General features: G+C 49.8%; 14 protein-coding genes. 8 read left to right on the forward strand and 6 right to left on the reverse strand.

Annotation, left to right across the window (positions count from 1 at the left end; genetic code table 11):
- Positions 1-16 precede the first annotated feature (16 nt).
- A complete protein-coding gene (locus GA565_RS04260) occupies positions 17-181 on the forward strand; it encodes a XapX domain-containing protein (RefSeq protein ID WP_152197473.1) in 165 nt (54 codons plus the stop codon).
- Here GA565_RS04260 and GA565_RS04265 read toward each other — a convergent pair.
- Positions 175-1,725 (reverse strand): MFS transporter, encoded by a 1,551-nt coding sequence (locus GA565_RS04265; protein WP_152197474.1) that lies wholly within the window; start codon positions 1,723-1,725, stop codon positions 175-177. The genes GA565_RS04260 and GA565_RS04265 overlap by 7 nt on opposite strands.
- Positions 1,726-1,854: 129 nt before the next feature.
- On the opposite strand from GA565_RS04265, the gene GA565_RS04270 reads away from it, so the two are divergent.
- On the forward strand, positions 1,855-2,739 hold the full coding sequence (locus GA565_RS04270) for a LysR family transcriptional regulator (protein ID WP_084984182.1): 885 nt from the start codon (positions 1,855-1,857) through the stop codon (positions 2,737-2,739).
- A 47-nt stretch (positions 2,740-2,786) separates the two neighbouring features.
- Here the strand turns inward: GA565_RS04270 and ppk2 are convergent, their stop codons facing one another.
- Positions 2,787-3,710: a polyphosphate kinase 2 gene (gene ppk2 / locus GA565_RS04275; protein WP_055782868.1), complete on the reverse strand. Its 924-nt coding sequence runs from the start codon at positions 3,708-3,710 to the stop codon at positions 2,787-2,789.
- A gap of 205 nt (positions 3,711-3,915) precedes the next feature.
- Between ppk2 and GA565_RS04280 the strand changes: the two genes are divergently transcribed.
- On the forward strand, positions 3,916-4,935 hold the full coding sequence (locus GA565_RS04280) for a transporter (protein ID WP_152197475.1): 1,020 nt from the start codon (positions 3,916-3,918) through the stop codon (positions 4,933-4,935).
- Between the two features lie 29 nt (positions 4,936-4,964).
- Here GA565_RS04280 and GA565_RS04285 read toward each other — a convergent pair whose 3' ends face one another.
- Positions 4,965-5,870, reverse strand: coding sequence for a LysR family transcriptional regulator (locus GA565_RS04285; RefSeq protein WP_152197476.1), 906 nt, complete (start codon positions 5,868-5,870; stop codon positions 4,965-4,967).
- Positions 5,871-6,196: 326 nt separating this feature from the next.
- Between GA565_RS04285 and GA565_RS04290 the strand changes: the two genes are divergently transcribed.
- Together GA565_RS04290 and GA565_RS04295 are read left to right on the forward strand one after the other, a co-directional pair.
- Positions 6,197-7,492 carry an NCS2 family permease gene (locus tag GA565_RS04290; protein ID WP_055782876.1) on the forward strand — a complete coding sequence of 432 codons (1,296 nt, stop codon included), beginning with the start codon at positions 6,197-6,199 and terminating at the stop codon, positions 7,490-7,492.
- Between the two features lie 225 nt (positions 7,493-7,717).
- Positions 7,718-8,182 (forward strand): Rrf2 family transcriptional regulator, encoded by a 465-nt coding sequence (locus GA565_RS04295; protein ID WP_055782879.1) that lies wholly within the window; start codon positions 7,718-7,720, stop codon positions 8,180-8,182.
- A 141-nt stretch (positions 8,183-8,323) separates the two neighbouring features.
- Here the strand turns inward: GA565_RS04295 and oqxB are convergent, their stop codons facing one another.
- Complete coding sequence (gene oqxB, locus GA565_RS04300) at positions 8,324-11,482, reverse strand: multidrug efflux RND transporter permease subunit OqxB (RefSeq protein ID WP_152197477.1); 3,159 nt, start codon at positions 11,480-11,482, stop codon at positions 8,324-8,326.
- Positions 11,483-11,497: 15 nt separating this feature from the next.
- Positions 11,498-12,682 carry an efflux RND transporter periplasmic adaptor subunit gene (locus tag GA565_RS04305; RefSeq protein WP_226951016.1) on the reverse strand — a complete coding sequence of 395 codons (1,185 nt, stop codon included), beginning with the start codon at positions 12,680-12,682 and terminating at the stop codon, positions 11,498-11,500.
- A 388-nt stretch (positions 12,683-13,070) separates the two neighbouring features.
- Between GA565_RS04305 and GA565_RS04310 the strand changes: the two genes are divergently transcribed.
- Positions 13,071-13,424 (forward strand): helix-turn-helix domain-containing protein, encoded by a 354-nt coding sequence (locus GA565_RS04310; RefSeq protein ID WP_055782885.1) that lies wholly within the window; start codon positions 13,071-13,073, stop codon positions 13,422-13,424.
- A gap of 19 nt (positions 13,425-13,443) precedes the next feature.
- Here GA565_RS04310 and GA565_RS04315 read toward each other — a convergent pair whose 3' ends face one another.
- On the reverse strand, positions 13,444-14,193 hold the full coding sequence (locus tag GA565_RS04315) for a DUF3053 domain-containing protein (RefSeq protein WP_152197479.1): 750 nt from the start codon (positions 14,191-14,193) through the stop codon (positions 13,444-13,446).
- An 897-nt stretch (positions 14,194-15,090) separates the two neighbouring features.
- On the opposite strand from GA565_RS04315, the gene GA565_RS04320 reads away from it, so the two are divergent.
- Complete coding sequence (locus GA565_RS04320; protein ID WP_226950902.1) at positions 15,091-15,648, forward strand: LuxR C-terminal-related transcriptional regulator; 558 nt, start codon at positions 15,091-15,093, stop codon at positions 15,646-15,648.
- Between the two features lie 283 nt (positions 15,649-15,931).
- A complete protein-coding gene (locus GA565_RS04325; RefSeq protein ID WP_152197481.1) occupies positions 15,932-18,115 on the forward strand; it encodes a polysaccharide biosynthesis tyrosine autokinase in 2,184 nt (727 codons plus the stop codon).
- The last annotated feature ends 39 nt before the right edge of the window (positions 18,116-18,154 follow it).

An 18,154-nucleotide genomic window follows, 5' to 3' on the forward strand; every position in this document is an offset into this window, starting at 1 on the left:
TTACCGGGAAAGTAACATGCAGATTTTCTATGCGTTGATCGCGGGACTGTCGGTTGGCCTGTTTTTCTCTTGGTTAAAACTGCCGTTACCTGCTCCGCCGACCCTTGTGGGCATCGTCGGGGCAGCGGGCGTTTTTCTGGGCAGTGTGTTATTCAAGACCGTTAGCGCCTATTTTCACTGATCCTGCGGGTAAAGTGGTTCGCTAACCGGCTGTGGTGCGGTGTGTTTTTTCAAACACAGGGCAACATAGACGATCACTGCTGAAATCAGTGTCAGCGCGGCAAGCCAAAGCAGCAGGTGATGCAACGCGCCGGCATAGATTTCAGTAAGCTGTTGGGCGCTAACCTGCGGCAATGCTCGCTGAGTCTGATGCAAGTCACCGGTCGCCAGTCGTTGTATAGCAACGCTTGCCGATGCGCTATCACTGTCCTTCGTAAGTTTTACTATCCCCTGACCGACAAAACCTGCCAGCATTGCGCCGACAATTGCCAGCGCAATGCCCTCACCGGCAACGCGGGTGGTGCTGAAAATACCGGTCGCCATCCCCGCGCGCTCTTTTGGCACGACGCTTATCGAAAGCCCGTCCATCAAGCCCCACGGCAGCCCAATCCCAATGCCTACCACCGCCATGGGCAGCAGCGTCGCCAGCATATTCTGACTGGCAATGCTCTGACTTAGCCAGACGAGACCGACGGCAGCAATCAGCAATCCGCCGGTGCAAACAATGCCTGCAGATATCCAGCGGGTAAGGAATGCAGCCAGCAGCGGCACGACCAACATCGGTAGCGAAAGCGCCATCATCATCAGCCCGGCCTGCTCCTCACTCATACCGGCTATGCCGATAAACTGCATCGGTAACAGCACCAGTAGGACCACAAAGGCAAAAGCGGTGGCCAGCGGCAGTGCCTGTACGCCAATGAAGCGCGCATAGCGGAAAAGTGAAAGATCGAGCATCGGATGGCTGACCTTCCTTTCAACCACAATGAACAACACCAGTAGCACCAGCGTGGCAAACAGCAGAGCCATCACCTCAAAGCTGGTAGCTCCCTTCACCGGAATATCCATCAGTCCCCAGGTCAGCAGAGCCAGCATGGCGGTGAAAAGGAGTGTGCCGGGCCAGTCGATTCCTGCCGCATTAGGATTTTTCGACTCATTCAGGCGCGTCACGCCGATAGAGAGCGAAAGCAGGGCAATCACCATTGAGGATAAAAACACTGACCGCCATCCAAAATGCGCGATCAATAATCCGGCTAAAAACGGGCCAAAGGCCAGGCCAATGCCAAAGCTGCTGCCGAGCAGACTGAAGGCGCGAGTTTGCGCTCGGCCGCTAAATTCGTGCGCCAACGAGGCAGAGCCTCCCGCCAGCGCGGCGGCGGCGGCCACGCCCTGAGCGGCGCGCATCACGTCAATCCACAGCAGGTTAGAGCTAAAGCCTATTAGCCCAGAGAGCAGAGCAAACAGTGAAACGCCGACGATAAATACTTTTTTGCGGCCAATCTCGTCGGCCAGTGCGCCAGCTGCCATCAAGAAACAGCCAAAGCTCAGCATAAACGCATTGGTTATCCAGCTGAGCGCCTGCGCGCTGCCACCCAGTTCACGGCCAATGACCGGTGTGGCAATGGAGCCACTCACGAAGCTCAACGGCAGAATAATCGCCGCCAGACAGATGGCGACCAGCACCGGCGTTTTACTCGGCGGCGCGGCGGTAATAGAAGGATTACTCATGAGGCTTCTCCAGATCATACAAAATAAAACTCGGTCTCATGATGATAAAATGTCCGTAATTTGACGGAAACAGGCTTTATGTCCGATGATTAAGGACAAAAGCGCTCTAATAAGGTTGTGGCTAAGAGTATGGATAACATCAATGGCATGCTGGCGTTCGTGCGCGCCGCCCAGTTTCAAAGCTTTACCGCCGCGGGAGAACGACTCGGGATTTCGGCTTCTGCGGTGGGAAAAAGCGTGGCTCGCCTGGAGACAAGGCTCAACGTCAGGCTATTTAATCGCAGCACCCGTCGCATCAGCCTCACCGATGAAGGCCAGCTTTTCTTCGAGCGCTGTCAGGCTATTGTGTCGCAAATTGAAGAGGCCGAGCATGAGCTTTCCAGGCTTTCCTCCCTGCCGCGCGGTAAGCTGCGGGTCAGTTTACCGGCGATTGGCTATCGCATACTGCTGCCTTATCTTGCCGAATTTATGCAACGTTATCCTGAAATTGAGCTGGAACTGGATTTCAGCGATCGGATGGTCGATATCATTGCCGAAGGCGTGGATGTTGCGGTGCGCAGCGGTGAATTAACGGATTCCGAGATGATGTCGCGCACGCTGGGACCGTTTCGCTTTGTCATCGTTGGCAGTCCGGGCTATTTTGCTCGTCATCCACAGCCGCAGCACCCACAGGACTTGCTGCAGCACCTGTGCCTGCGCTATCGCTTTCCTAAAAATGGCCAGTTTCAGAGCTGGGATTTTAACGAGGACTATCACATAACTCTCCCCGTACCGCTGTCATTCAATAACCTTGAAGGGCTGCTGCAGGCGTCACTGCGCGGAGTTGGCCTAACCTACGTGCCGCAGTTTATTGTGCGAGAGTATCTGGCGTCCGGGGAGCTAATTTCTGTGCTTGAAGACTGTTTAAGTGACGCAGGAAAATTTTCGATGGTTTGGCCCAGCAGCCGTCATCTGTTGCCGAAAATTCGCGTATTTATTGATTTTCTGACTGAAAAGAAGGTATTGGGAGAATAATTCTCGATCCCGCAGTGTCTCGCGGGATCGGAATGAAGCAGCGCAGATCAGTCGTACAGATCCGGGACGATCATCGTCTCAGGCAGCAGCGTGCGTTTATAGTCATCGCTGTAGTTACGTTTGGGAAGCGTGATTGGCGGCGATTCTATCTCTTCGTAGGGCACCTGCTGTAGCAGATGGTTGATACAGTTTAAACGCGCCTTCTTCTTGTCAACGCCCTGCACTATCCACCATGGCGCTTCGGCAATGTGCGTACGTTTAAGCATCACTTCTTTGGCCGCGGTGTAATTTTCCCAGCGACGGCGGCTTTCAAGGTCCATCGGGCTGAGTTTCCATTGTTTTAGCGGGTCATGAATGCGGCTCAAAAAGCGCAGTTCCTGCTCTTCATCGGTAATAGAAAACCAGTATTTAATAATCTGGATCCCGCTGCGGGTCAGCATTTTTTCGAACTCGGGCACGCTGCGAAAGAACTCTTCATATTCATGATCGCTGCAAAAACCCATCACCTTCTCAACGCCGGCGCGGTTGTACCAGCTGCGGTCGAACAGCACCATTTCACCCGCGGCGGGCAAATGGGCGATATAGCGCTGGAAGTACCACTGAGTGCGTTCACGATCGTTAGGTGCTGGCAGGGCGGCTACGCGGCAGGTGCGAGGGTTGAGGCGCTGAGTAATGCGTTTAATCACTCCACCTTTACCTGCGGCGTCGCGGCCTTCAAAAATGATCACCACGCGGTGCCCGGTGCGCATCACCCAGTCTTGTAATTTTACCAGTTCGCCCTGCATGCGCAGCAGCTCGCGAAAATACTGTTTGCGCCAGGCTTTTTGGTCATCCGAGTCAGGCTCGCCGTCACCAAGGCGGCGATCGTCTAGCTCCATTTCAAGCTCTTCGTCGTAGCTGTCGTAAAATTCTTGTAATAAGCGTTGGTTAAAGGTGAATTCACCCGCTGAACCATTCTCATGCATAGCCATAACGCTTTCCCTCAAAGTCATGCCGCAGGCCAATTAATTCCATTAAGATTATTCGTACCCAATGTGTCATTTTTATTGCAGAAAAATGACAGTTAAACGTCTGTTTACTCTTGATAATTTTATTAACGGCGGCCAATGAAATAAGTTGATTTTATTCTGGCAACTGGCGTAATGAGACAATGTTCCCGGTCGATATAGATAAAGTATGCTGGAAGATAAAACGCAGAAAATAGACTTTAACGATGAAGTCACAGGGCTGATATATGGCTTCGTATTTGATGAGAACAGGCCACCGCGTCGGGTAACGTCCGGGCAAATACTGGACGAATATCACCAGCATAAAAATGCCAGCGGATTTATCTGGCTGCACATTAACCTGAATCATGCAGCGGCGGAAAAATGGCTTAAAAAGCAGTTTTCTGTCGAGAGCTTTTTTTTTGACGAGATCCGCAACGGATCGCACAGCACGCGCATTGAAAGCCAGGACAATGTGCTGTTTGCGGTACTTAACGATGCTAATTTTCAACCCGACAGTTCGGGTGAAGAGACGGCAACGCTGTGGCTCTACTGTTGCACCGGTCTGGTGATTACGGCGCGGCATAAGCCCTTACGGCTGATTGAGCGGCTTTTTCGCAAACTCGAATACCTTTCACCAGGCACCCCTTCGGCGCTGTTAGTGCATTTGCTTGAAGAGCAGGAAGAGGTGCTGGAACAGATTGTTCGTCAGGCTAACCAGTATGTCGATCAGGTTGAAGAGCGATTGCTGAGTGGGCATGTAAAGAAAAACCGCACCCGACTCGGGCGAATGCGCAGGCAGTTACTGCGCTTTCAGCGATTGTTGGCACCGGAACCGGCGGCACTGTTTCGACTGATGAATCGCCCGCCACGCTGGTTGAATGCTGAAGTGGTGGCGGATTTACGGCAGTTTGCCGAAGAGTTTACCGTGGTTTTGAACGATTTAGTGGGGTTAACCGAACGCATTCGCCTGCTGCAGGAGGAGATTTCCTCGAGCCAAATGGAGCAGAACAACCGTACACTTTACGTGTTGACCGTCATCACCGTACTGGCGCTGCCCATTAACATTATTGCCGGATTTTTTGGTATGAACGTCGGCGGGATCCCGCTGGCCTCAAACCCGCACGGCTTTATGCTGCTGGTGTTAGTGGTGGTGGTCTTTACCGTGATTGCCGGCTGGTTTGCTCTGCGTAAGAAGGACGATGACTAACCGCGCTCAGGTCGGCGTGCCCGCATTTTCTAAAGCGCTATCTGCTCCATCATGACAATCATTTTCTGGATAACGATTTGTGCCGCACGTGAGAGCTGGCGACGTGGCGCGACGCACAGTGCCAGGGTCAGCGGCTTAACGCTGTGACCCTGAAGCGGCACAAAGGCCAGTCGATTTTCCTGCAAATCCGGGATGACGTCCAGCAGGCTCAGAACCCCTACACCGGCACCTTTGCGGATTAATTCGCGCATCATTCTGACATCATTACAAACGATCGACGGCGTCTCGTGCAGCTGATAGCGGTTGTACAACAGCCTGGCGCGCGCATTGACCATCAGCGGCTCAGAAGGAATGATTTGCCGGTAATCGGTGATATCACTAAAAGACAGCACCTTTTTATGCGCCAGCGGATGCCCTTTTGGCATGGCAATGCCGATCGGCAGTTCTGCAAAAGCGCGGACCTCGAGACCGGTGTGCTCGACCGGGTCAAGCAGCAGGCCAAAATCCACCTCAGCCGAACTGACGTGTTCGCTAATATTACGGCTCTCTTCAATACGAAGAGTAAAGGTCAGATACGGATATTCTTTACCTACATCTGCAATCAGCTGCGCCATGATGCCTTCACTTAAGGCTGCTATCATCGAAATACTAACGTGACCCCGACGTAATCCCTGCATTTCATCAAATCTTTCACGGGTGCGGGCAAACTCCTTGCGCCAGCGCTTAATATCATCAAATAGCACCTCACCGGCCGACGTTAGCTTTAAACCCGTTGGCAAACGTTCGAATAACGGCGTTTCCATAGTTTGTTCGGCTTGCAAAATTTGCCGGTTAATTGCCGAAGCCGAAACGTGCAGCGTTTCTGCGGCTTTACGCAAACTTCCCGTTCGTGCGACCTCAACAAAGTATTGTGAAAAGCGAGAAAATGGCGACATAAGAGGGTGTACTAATTTTTGCAGTGATTTAGTGAGATATCTATTATGGACTGCATCACCTATTTTTCCTAGATTGGTCGATGGTTCTTTGTAAAACAGCGATATCAGACGTTTTTTATCCAAATAGGTTGGAAAGTAAACGTTTGCGCTGATAATTAAACAGACAGTGATGACAGGGTTCGTCAAAACACGCAGTAATTTCCGTGTGTCTTTATTTTTGAGTCGGACGAATCTATGGCATATCGACTCTCGGCCTGCGGAAGTGTTTTGAAAAACAAAACCTATAACAAGCGTGTAGTTCATACAACGCGACCGAGAGACATCGAATGTTAGAGAAAATTTTTAAACTCAAAGCTCACCGTACTAACGTACGTACCGAGATATTGGCAGGCTTGACCACCTTTTTAGCCATGGCATATATCCTGTTTGTAAACCCTTCAATCCTTGGCGCGACCGGGATGGATAAAGGTGCCGTGTTTGTTGCAACCTGTCTGGCTGCCGCAATCGGTTCCGCACTGATGGGTTTCATTGCAAACTACCCGATAGCACTGGCGCCAGGCATGGGCCTGAACGCCTTCTTCACCTATACCGTTGTGCTGCACATGGGTTACACCTGGCAAATAGCCTTGGGTGCCGTTTTCCTCTCCGCCTGTATTTTCTTCGCGCTGTCTATTTTCAAAATTCGTGAATGGATTATTCGCAGCATTCCTATGCCGCTGCGTTCGGCCATTGCCGCCGGTATTGGTTTATTCCTGGCGATTATCGCACTTGAAGGCTCGGGCATTGTGGTTGCCAACCCGGCAACGCTGGTGGGTCTGGGTGATTTGACTAAGCCAGCGCCGCTGTTTGCTATGCTGGGCTTCGTGATTATCGTGGTTCTGGAAGCGCGTAAAGTGACCGGGGCAGTGCTGATTGGTATTTTGGCCGTGACTATTCTCGCGATCGCGCTGGGCTTCACGCCATTTGGTGGCATTATGTCGATGCCGCCTTCAATCGCGCCGACCTTCATGCAGCTCGACATTAAGGGCGCATTTAACGTTGGTCTGATTAGCGTCGTGTTTGCTTTCCTGTTCGTTGACGTGTTCGACAACTCCGGTACCCTGATTGGCGTAACCAAACGCGCGGGTCTGGCAGACGAAGATGGGAACATCCCGAAAATGGGCCGTGCCTTGGTTGCCGACAGCGCCGCGGCCCTGTTTGGTTCGCTGCTGGGTACCTCAACCACGACCAGTTACATCGAGTCTGCGGCTGGCGTAGGGGCCGGGGGTCGTACGGGCTTAACCGCGATTGTGGTGGCAATTTTGTTCCTGCTGAGCCTGTTCTTTGCGCCGTTGGCCGGCAGCATTCCGGCATTCGCCACTGCCCCCGCGCTGCTGTTCATTGCGGTGTTGATGACCTCAGGTTTGGCCGAAATTGACTGGAAAGACATTACCGTTGCTGCGCCTGTCACCGTTACCGCGCTGACCATGCCGCTGACTTACTCCATCGCCAACGGCATCGCGTTTGGTTTTATCACCTGGACATTGGTGAAACTGCTGAGTGGCCGCGGTCGTGAGCTGAATGCGGCGCTGGTTATCTTGTCGATCCTGTTCGTCATTAAGCTCGGTTGGTTGAGCGCCTAACTCTCAGATATGCAGCCGGATGTTATTCCGGACTGAGTAAAAGCAAAGAGGGCTTCCCGCGTGAAGCCCTCTTTTTTTTTCATTTTTCGTCGCCGCGATAGGCCTTTATGTGCCCTCCAACTTCAAAAATACGCCAGTATTTGTTATATTATTGAGCACTTCGCCAGCGAATTTTTTTTAGGGCGCAAGAGTGTATTTTTAATCCCGCTTTCCCAGGATAACGACATGTTAGATTTTCGCTTTCCAACAGCAATGCAGATGGTTTTTAGTGTGGCACTGGCTGAAAAGTCAGGTCAGCGCTGTACCAGTGCGACTCTGGCAGCGGGACTGGAAGCTAATCCGAGCTTTATTCGTAAACTGATGGTGCCGCTAACGCATCACGGAATTATCGTCTCGACGCTGGGCCGCACCGGCTCTATTCGTCTGGGCCGCATGGCCGACACCATTACGCTGCGTGATATTTACACCGGCGTTATCGAAGACAAGCGACTGTGGGCCGCCAGGCCGGAAGGCAAGGCTAAATGCTTGGTGAGCGCCAACGCCTGCGGATATTTCAAATCTGTAGTGTGTGAGGCCGAAGAAGCCTCAATGGCCGTACTTGCTCGCTACACGGTAGCGGATGCGCTGGCTGAGTTTGAACGCAACGGCAGTTACAACTGCACCGGTGCCGAGCTGGCAATTAACAAATAGTTTTTCGGCCAGTATGTTTATTCAAATCTTAAGTTATTAAAACTTAACTTTATTACCATTATATTTATTCAAAAAAGGGGACTCGTCTTGCGGCGAGTCCCCTTGTTCGTTTTAGTGACGTTTCCTACATAGCGTGGCGAGTTAATTTACGGTTACGTTCTCCGTTTTGGACTCACTCTTCTTGCTCACCAGCTTTCTCAATGCGACGTAGAATACTGGCGTCAGGAACAGACCGAATAGCGTGACCCCCAGCATGCCCGAGAAGACAGTAATCCCGGTTACGCCGCGCACTTCTGAACCGGCACCGTGGCCCAGAATCAGCGGAATGGTCCCTGCGATAAAGGCGATCGACGTCATGACTATCGGGCGTAAACGCAGGCGACAGGCTTCCAGCGCGGCTTCAACAATACCTTTGCCCTGCAGCTCTAGTTCACGCGCGAACTCAACGATCAGGATGGCGTTTTTACATGCCAGTCCCATCAGTACCACCAGTCCAACCTGCACAAACACATTGTTGTCCCCACCTGTAAGCCAGACACCGAACAGCGCCGACAGCATGGTCATGGGGACAATCAGAATCACCGCCAGCGGCAGCGTCCAGCTTTCATACAGGGCGGCAAGTACCAGGAACGCCAGCAGCACGGACATCGGGAAGACGATAAGCGCCGCATTGCCCTGCGTTGACTGCTGATAACTCAGGTCGGTCCACTCGATGTTCATGCCGTTAGGCAGCAGATTTTTCGACATTGCGGCCACTTCGGTCATCGCCTGTGATGAAGAAAGTACGCGAGGATCGGCATCACCAATCAGGTCTGCCGCCGGATAGCCGTTGTAGCGAATAACCGGGTCCGGCCCGTAGGTGGTGGTGATGTTCACCATGCTGCCGATAGGCACCATCTCACCTTTATTGTTGCGGGTGCGTAAATTGCCAATGTCTTCTACGCTGTCGCGGAACTGCCCGTCGGCCTGCGCCATCACCTTCCAGGTGCGCCCAAAGCGGTTGAAATCATTGATGTATGACGAGCCAAGATAGGTTTGCAACGTACTGAACAGATCATCAAGTGAAACACCCTGCGCTTTGGCTTTCTCGCGGTCAATTTTCGCTTCAAGCTGCGGCACATTGGCCTGATAGGAGGAAATAGGGAAGCCCATACCCGGAGTCTGCATGATGGCACCCGACATCGTATTCACCGCAGACTGTAGTGCGCCATAGCCCAGACCGGCTCGGTCCTGAATATAAAGCGAATAGCCCGAACCTTGACCGAGGCCGAGGATCGGCGGAGGCATGATAGAGAACGCAAAACCTTCCTGAATCTGCGAAATCTTGGCATTTATTTCGGCATTAATTTGCGCCGCGGTGCGGGTACGTTCGCTCAACGGTTTCAGGGCAAAGAATACCGTGCCGGTGTTTGGCGTGTTGGTAAATTGCAGGGCGTTAAGCCCTGGGAAGGCTACCGCGTCGATCACGCCGTCCGTTTGCAGGCCTAACGCACTGATTTTTCGCACCACGGCGTCAGTACGTGACAGTGAAGAACCTTCAGGCATTTTCACGCCGGCAATTAAGTACAGTTTATCCTGAGTTGGAATAAATCCGCCCGGCACGGCTTTAAACATAAAGGCGGCCGCGCCTAGCAGCAGAATATAGACGACAAATACTGCGCCACGACGGCTCAGCGTTTTAGATACTGCATTCTGATAACCGTGCGAGCTGGCGTTGAAAAAGCGGTTAAACGGCTTGAAAAGCCAGCCAAACAGCCGGTCGATCAAACGCGACGGCATGTCTTTCGGCGCACCGTGGGACTTCAGTAAAATAGCGGCCAGCGCCGGTGACAGCGTCAGCGAGTTAATCGCCGAAATAACCGTTGAAATCGCGATAGTCACGGCAAACTGCTTGTAGAACTGACCGGTTACGCCAGACAGGAAGGCCATCGGTACAAACACCGCGCACAGCACCAGAGCAATCGCTACAATCGGACCCGAAACTTCACGCATCGCCTGATGCGCGGCGTCTCTCGGCGCCAACCCTTCCTCTATATTACGCTCGACGTTCTCCACCACCACGATGGCGTCATCCACTACAATGCCGATGGCTAACACCAGCCCAAACAGGCTCAGCGTATTGAGCGAAAAGCCCAGCAGGTAGAGAATACTGAAAGTACCGATAACCGAAATAGGCACCGCCAGCAGCGGGATAATCGATGCGCGCCAGGTTTGCAGGAACAGGATAACAACCAGCACCACCAACACCACGGCCTCAAGCAGGGTATGCACCACGGCGCTTATCGAGTCGCGTACAAATACCGTTGGGTCATACGGCGCACGCCAGGTCAGCCCATCGGGAAAACGGGTAGCCAACTCGGCCATTTTGGCACGCACGGCGTTCGACAGGTCAATGGCGTTGGCGCCCGGCGCCTGGAAGATGCCGATACCTACCGCGTCTTTATTATTGAGCTGCGAGCGCAGGGCATAGCTGCCCGATCCCATTTCAATGCGGGCGACGTCACGCAGGCGTACAATCGAACCATCTTCGCTGGTTTTCAGAATGATGTTGCCGAATTCGGTCTCATCTTTCAGACGACCCTGCGCATTGATAGACAGCAGATAATCGCTCTCTTTTGGCATCGGTTCCGCGCCTAGCTGACCGGCAGAAACCTGTACGTTTTGCTCGCGCATGGCGGTGACCACGTCAGAGGCCGTTAATCCCCGCGCTGCGACCTTATTCGGGTCCAGCCAAACGCGCATGGCGTATTCACCGGCACCAAAAATTTGTACCTGTCCTACGCCGGGCAAACGCGCCAGCTCATCTTTGACCTTCAGGGTGGCATAGTTGCGTAGATACAGTGAATCGTACTTGCCGGAAGGGGAGTACAGATGCACCACCAACGTCATCGTGGGTGACTGCTTCTGCGTAGTCACGCCTTGGCGCTGCACGTCTTCAGGCAGGCGAGCCGCGGCCTGCGCAACGCGGTTTTGCACCTGAACCTGCGCCTGATCCGGATCGGTTCCCGGACGGAAGGTGACCGTCGTGACCAGCACGCCGTCAGAACCGGCTACTGACTTCATGTACATCATGTTTTCAACACCGTTGATCGCCTCTTCCAAAGGGGTAGCAACGGTTTCAGCAATCTCTTTCGGGTTAGCACCGGGGTATTCGGCGCGCACCTGCACACTCGGTGGCACAACGTCGGGATATTCGCTCACCGGCAACAGCGGTATTGCAATAGCACCGGTGACTAAAATCAGTATCGACAGCACCGCCGCAAAAATCGGCCGGTCGATAAAAAAGCGGGAAAAGTCCATGGGTCAGATTCTCTGTTATTGTGCTTGGCGGGTAGCCGACGTAACGTTGGCCGCCATGTCGACGCTCTTGGCGTTGACGGGCATCCCCGGCATAAATACTTTTTGCACGCCGTCGATAACGACCCGATCTCCCGCTTTCAGGCCTTGCTGCACGATGCGTAACCCGCCGGCCATCGCGCCAATCTGAATATCGCGACGCTCAGCTTTGCCCGCGGCATCAACCACGTAGACATATTTGCGGTCTTGATCGGTTAACACGGCTTTATCGTCAATCAGCATCGCGTCAAACATTGGCGTGCCCGGCATTTGAATGCGGGCAAACAGGCCTGGTGTAAAGCTGCGGTCACTGTTGTCGAGCACGGCGCGCATACGAATGGTGCCGGTACTGGCGGTGAGTTGGTTGTCGGTGAAGTCGAGCACGCCCTGATGTGGATAACCCGTTTCGCCAACCAGCGCGACCTGTACCGGCAGTGCGGTATTTTTATGTTTGGCGTCGCGCGCAATGGCCTGATAGCGCAGGAAGGTACTCTCATCAACGTCGAAATAGACATAGACTTTATCGAGCGACACCAGCGTCGTCAGTACACTGGCGCTGTCTCCGGCGGTAACCAGATTGCCTGCGGTTATCATTGCCCGGCTGGCCTTGCCGTCAATCGGTGCGGTAACGCGAGTGAAGTCGAGATTAAGCTGCGCCATATCAAGCTGAGCCTGCGCAGACAATACGTCAGACTGGGCCTGTGCGGCAGCCGAGCGGCGCTGCTCCCACAGCTCTTTTGAAATAGCTTCAGAGGCAACCAATTTTTCCGTACGTGCAGACTCGCTGCGGGCGAGGCTGGCTTGATTTTTGGCTCTAACTAGCTGTGCCTGTGCTTGTTCCTGCGCGGCGCGGTAAGTTCGGTCGTCAATGGTGAACAGCACCTGACCTTTTTTAACCTCGTCACCTTCCTGGTAGTTCACCTTATCGATATAACCCGAGACTCGCGGACGCAGCTGAACGCTTTGCACCGCTTCGATACGGCCAGTAAATTCGTCCCATTGGGTGATAGGTTTAATGACAACAGTGGCCGCACTAACCGCCGGAGCGGGTGGTGCAGAACGCTGTGCCACGCTGTTATCACATCCCACAAGAAGTGTGACGAACAGCGCTATCCCTGAGAGACGAGGGAGAAGATGCGTGCCAGAGCGACGTGCGCTTGGCATCACGGAAAAATTTTGCAGGCTGATCATTGTTTTTATTTCCAGTGTCTATTTCTGGTGAACAAGCGCCATCAGCCAGTACCGCCGGTCCTGTCCACCGGAGTAACGTCCCTTGTCTGATAGGATTTTATGAGTTTGTGTCGATCGTTGATATGATAAGGTATCAATAACTGATACATTAACTAGAGGGGATTGTAGGGAGCTGGCTGACAAACTGCAAGAATTATTGTTGCACTTTATGTGCTATCTGAAAAGCCCTTTTGTGAAAGGCAGTAACAATTGTCGTGTAAAGTTTAAAATGCAATAGTAAAACTTGCATTTTAACCAAAACTGCGTCAGCCTTTAACAAGGCTCTCTTGGTGAGGGCAAAAAACATAGCGGGAGAGCGGAGATGAAAACCGAAGATTTTATTCACGACCTGATCGACTGGATCGACAATAATCTTGAAGAAAGACTGGATATTAAAACCGTGGCCGAGCGTGCCGGTTATTCACGTTGGCATTTGCAGAGAATGTTCAAAGAGCACACCGGCTTGCCGATGGGCGAATACATTCGTGCAGAGAAAATGAAAAAGTCTGCCGACATGTTAGCCAGCAGCGGCGAAACCATTGTCAGCGTGGCAATCTCTCTGGGCTTTGATTCCCAGCAATCTTTCACCCGCAGCTTTAAACGCCAGTTTGGCCAAACTCCGGGTGACTGGCGCCGTGCAGAAAACGGCCATTCCACACAGCATATGTGCCATTGATAAAAGGCCTGCGCAGCGTTTAGTGCACCGTTTGCTGCATTTGCCTGCTGAGTTCCATCAGCTGTGCATTGAGCGGAACCAGTTTTTTCTGGATAGCGTTGTATTTATCCAATTGAGACTGGGTGGCGAACTGCAAAGTACTGCCCGAAATCGTCACATTTTTACCCTGACTTTTAATGAAATCGGCCTTAACAACAATTTGTTTTAACACCTGAGGCAGTAGAGTGAACACCTGTTCCGCCAATGCCGCTGGTTTTGAAACGACTTTGTTATAGGCCTGGTCATACACTTCTTTTAGGTCCTGAGGCTGCTTTAAGGCATCGTGCCGCGCATCGGCCTGTAATTTTATTACATCAATCTTTTCTGCCAACTGGGCGCTGTTATTCGCCATCTCTTGTAACCTGTCCCGCTGTTCCAGCAGTGCATTTACCGACGTCACTGAATTCATACTGCTAAATACCGGCGCCAATGACGCATTGAGTTCAGTATCCATTTGCTGGTGGAAATCGGTAATCACCGCATAATCTTTACTGTATCCGCCAAATGACTTTATCTGTTCTTCAGACAGTTGTGGGACGGCTAACGTTTGAGTGACTAATAATCGGGTCTGAATAAATTCAATAAAGGCTTTACGCTGGGCCGGTTCTTTATCACCGCAGCCACTTATTGCTATTATTAAGGACAGAAGTATTGCAATAATTGACGAGTTAAAAAGAGCATGCTGCTTTATTAATTTTCGTTCAGTCTGTATTTCTGCGACATTTTCCATCTCGACTTCTCTCCTTTTCCAAAGATTATTGCTCTTGAAAACCTTAGCGTAAAAGCACGATCGCCGTCCAGGTGGGGCCTGTTAACGGCAACTTTATGCAAGCTCGCGCCCAGTGTACTGCTGCTGCATTATCGTCCTCGATGAAAACCTTAAGAGTATTCGTCACAATTGATAACGCTGCGCAACAAATCATAAGACCTTATGCTGATGAAAATCATCATGTATTGTAGGTTTAGCGACCTTTTAGGACGCTTGCTTGATGTCAGAGCATGTTACTGTGTTGTTAAATGTGTGAGAGCTGAGTTTGTGTTAATTAACATTCTGGTTGATTTATCTGAAGAAAGTGAAAAGAGAGGTTTTGATATTGAGATAACAGTCATAAGTTTTAAATATTAAAACTTAAATCCTTATTTTTTTGGTTTTTTATTCTGCCTTAATTGGTGTTTAAAGTCTTTTAATCTAAAATGCTTTGGCGGTGAAAAGCTGTTTAATGTGTTTAGGAAAACTCCTAGATCAATTGGCTAATTTATCATTTTTGAACAGAATCCTGCGCCTTTTGATTAAAAAGTAGCAAAGCTTTTAAGACTACTCCTAACATTAAGGCGATTTGTACCGATAAAACCAGGTATATTGATTGCTGTAACCTATCATTAACGTGTTTTACAAGTGTCAAAAACGATTTGAAGAGTTTGGGCTGGGGACTATTCTACATACCATAAAGATAAAGGAATAAACATGAAGTAGACATTGGTAGCTTACTGCAGGACTTAACGTTTGGTCGGGAAGGGCTCTGTTTCTTCCGGTACACAGGGGGAAGAGTGTTTTTAAACATACTATTTAGGCGGCCTCATGCCTCGGATAATAATCTGGAGCGAGTGTCAATTTACTAAATTGACGTTGAAAGAAATTATCTCTAAAAAACTGCCGTACATTAACGGCGTTATTCCTTTTAATCAGAATGACGGGGTGAATATATCAACCAAGGATTATCTAATTATAGATCCATCCGGGAGTGGTTTTCAAAAGTGCTATGACTTTTTAAAAGAAAATGAACATATTATCGATCCGGAAAGAATACTTATTATCTCTTCCTCGGTGGATATGTTGATGCTTGAACTTTTTTTCAAAAAGAAATTTAAGTTTATCGAGAAGAAAAAAAGCATAACATGCGTCGTGAGTGCGTTAGAAAAATTTATCCAGCTCCAACACATTGCCAGCAATGATACACCTTATGATTATAATATTACCAAAATGGAAGGTAAGGTGCTGGTGATGATGATGTCAGGATTGTCTGTCATGAATATCTCGAATATTTTAAAATTAAGTGTAAAAACAATCAGCGTTCATAAATGCAATTCATTAAGAAAAATTGGTGTTGATGTTAGCAGCAGCTCGGCATTGTTCTTTTTGCAATGCCACGATGTAGGTAATAAAAATCGCCAAGCTATAAATTGACAAAAATAGGGCTTACCCAGTTATGGGTAAGCCCCTAACATTATATATTAAATAATATTACCACCTTAAATATCCTGCTTATAGACAGGTCGGCACACTTTTGTCTGAATGTAATAGATGACGTGAAGCTTTAATATGGGCGCTGTGGCAGCCGAAAGCCAGGGGCGGTAGCATATTTATTATTTATGTTTTTTTAATGCCAGTTAAAACATTAATTGATGAATCAATCCAGAAAGTTATGGGTTGCAAAACTTAGCGGATAAATCCATCAGGGAAACTAAGCATGTCGCCTGCGCTATCTCAAAAGAAAATAGTTTCAAGTTCTCATGAAATATCTCCAGGTCGTCTCATTGGCGAATTGGTGGATAATCGTCGATTGATTATCTGTCTTACAGCTGCTATTACGCTGTTGACCCTTATTTATATCCTTTTTGCTACGCCGGTTTATCAGGCTGATGCCGTGATCCAGGTAGAGCAAAAAGAAGGGAATGCCATTCTTGAAAGCCTTAATCAAATGCTGCCTGATTCAACGCCGCAGTCAGCGCCTGAAATTTCTCTGTTGCAGTCACGGATGATCTTAGGGAAAACCGTCAGTGACCTTAATTTGCAAACGGTTGTGAAGCAGCTGTATTTCCCGATATTTGGTCCTGGATGGGCACGAATGATGGGGCATGCACCGGGGCAACTGGCCATTAGCCGACTCTATTTGCCGGCAGACGGCAGCAGTGTGCCCAAGGTGATTATCAGCATTATTGATGCTAATCACTATCTCATCTCAGGTAAAACGTTTAAGACCAAGGGACGCGTGGGCGAGTTGGTGGAAGATAGCAATATATCCATCAAAGTCGATAAAATAGATGCCAACCCCGGTGATGAATTTAGCGTTAAATACATCAGTGAATTCGATGCTATTGATAACCTGCAAAATAACTACTCTGTCTCCGAGCAAGGTAAAGACAGTGGCATGCTTAGCCTGGTGTTGACCGGTACTGACAGTATACTTCTCAAGCGCATACTTGATAACATAACCAGTAATTACCTGGCGCAGAATATCGATCGCCAGGCCGCGCATGATGCCAAAAGCTTGGATTTTTTGAAAGTTCAGTTGCCTAAAGTCAGGAGCGACCTTGATACTGCTGAGGATAAGCTGAACCAGTATCGACAGCAGAAAGATACTATTGATCTTCCGATGGAAGCTAAAACGGTGCTCGACCAAATTGTTAACGTCGAAAACCAATTGAACGAATTGACCTTTAGAGAAGCTGAGATCTCTCAGCTTTACACCAAAGATCATCCAACTTACAAAGCACTTCTTGAAAAGAAACAGACGCTTAAAGAAGAAAAAGAACGTCTGAATAGCAAAGTTTCAACTATGCCTGATACTCAGCAGCAGGTACTGCGACTCAGTCGAGATGTTGAATCGGGACGGACTGTTTATATGCAGTTGCTCAACAGGCAGCAAGAGCTGGATATCGCTAAATCCAGCGCCATTGGAAACGTCAGAATCATTGATATCCCTTTGACTCGACCCAAGCCGGTTAAACCCAAAAAGATATTATTACTCGCTATGGCCGTGGTTTTTGGCGGTATTTTTGCGGTCGGATTCGTCTTTGTCCGTCTAATGCTGCATAAAGGGATTAACTCTTCCGAGAGTCTGGAAGAGTACGGCATCAATGTTTATGCAAATATTCCTATTTCAGAATGGCATTTGAGCAGACTGCGTTCCTCGTCTAAGTACAACGACGTGAAAAAAACCAATATCAGTAAAGCTACGCGCGGTTTACTGGCACTGGAAAATCCTGCTGATTTAGCGATAGAAGCCATCAGGAATCTACGCACCAGCCTTCACTTTGCTATGATTGAAACGGACAATAATCTAATAATGATTTCGGGAGCCAGTCCGGGAGTGGGTAAAACATTTATCAGCTCAAACTTGGCGGAAGTTATGTCGCAAATTGGTAGAAAAGTTTTATTGATTGACGCCGATATGCGCCGAGGAAACTTGCATGCCATATTCGCTCAGGATGTTGGTTTGGGACTTTCTGAAATTCTATCGGGCAAAGCCGAGTTCCATGAGGCAGTTAAGATTGCTCGTGGATCGAATTTCGATTATATATCGCGAGGCCGGATCCCGACTAATCCCGCCGAACTATTAATGAATCGTCGTTTAGAAGACTTGCTGTCTTGGGCATCCAAGCACTATGACTACGTTATTATTGATACACCACCGATTCTGGCGGTCACAGAGGCTGCTATTATTGGTCAATACGTAGATACCACACTGCTGGTTGCCAGATTTGAGGAAAATACTGCGAAACAGATTGAAGTGTGCATCAACCGACTCGCGCAAACTGGTGTCAAGGTGACTGGCTGTATATTGAATGGCTTAGAAAAAAAACAGGGTAGTTATTATACCTACGGCTATGACAACTATGGTATAGCCTATTCAAGCCAGAAAGAGGCCTGATAATCACTTTATGGACACGACACGAGTTTTCCAAGATTA

It is taken from the genome of Rouxiella sp. S1S-2, from assembly GCF_009208105.1.
In the GTDB taxonomy this organism is placed as follows: Bacteria; Pseudomonadota; Gammaproteobacteria; order Enterobacterales; family Enterobacteriaceae; genus Rouxiella.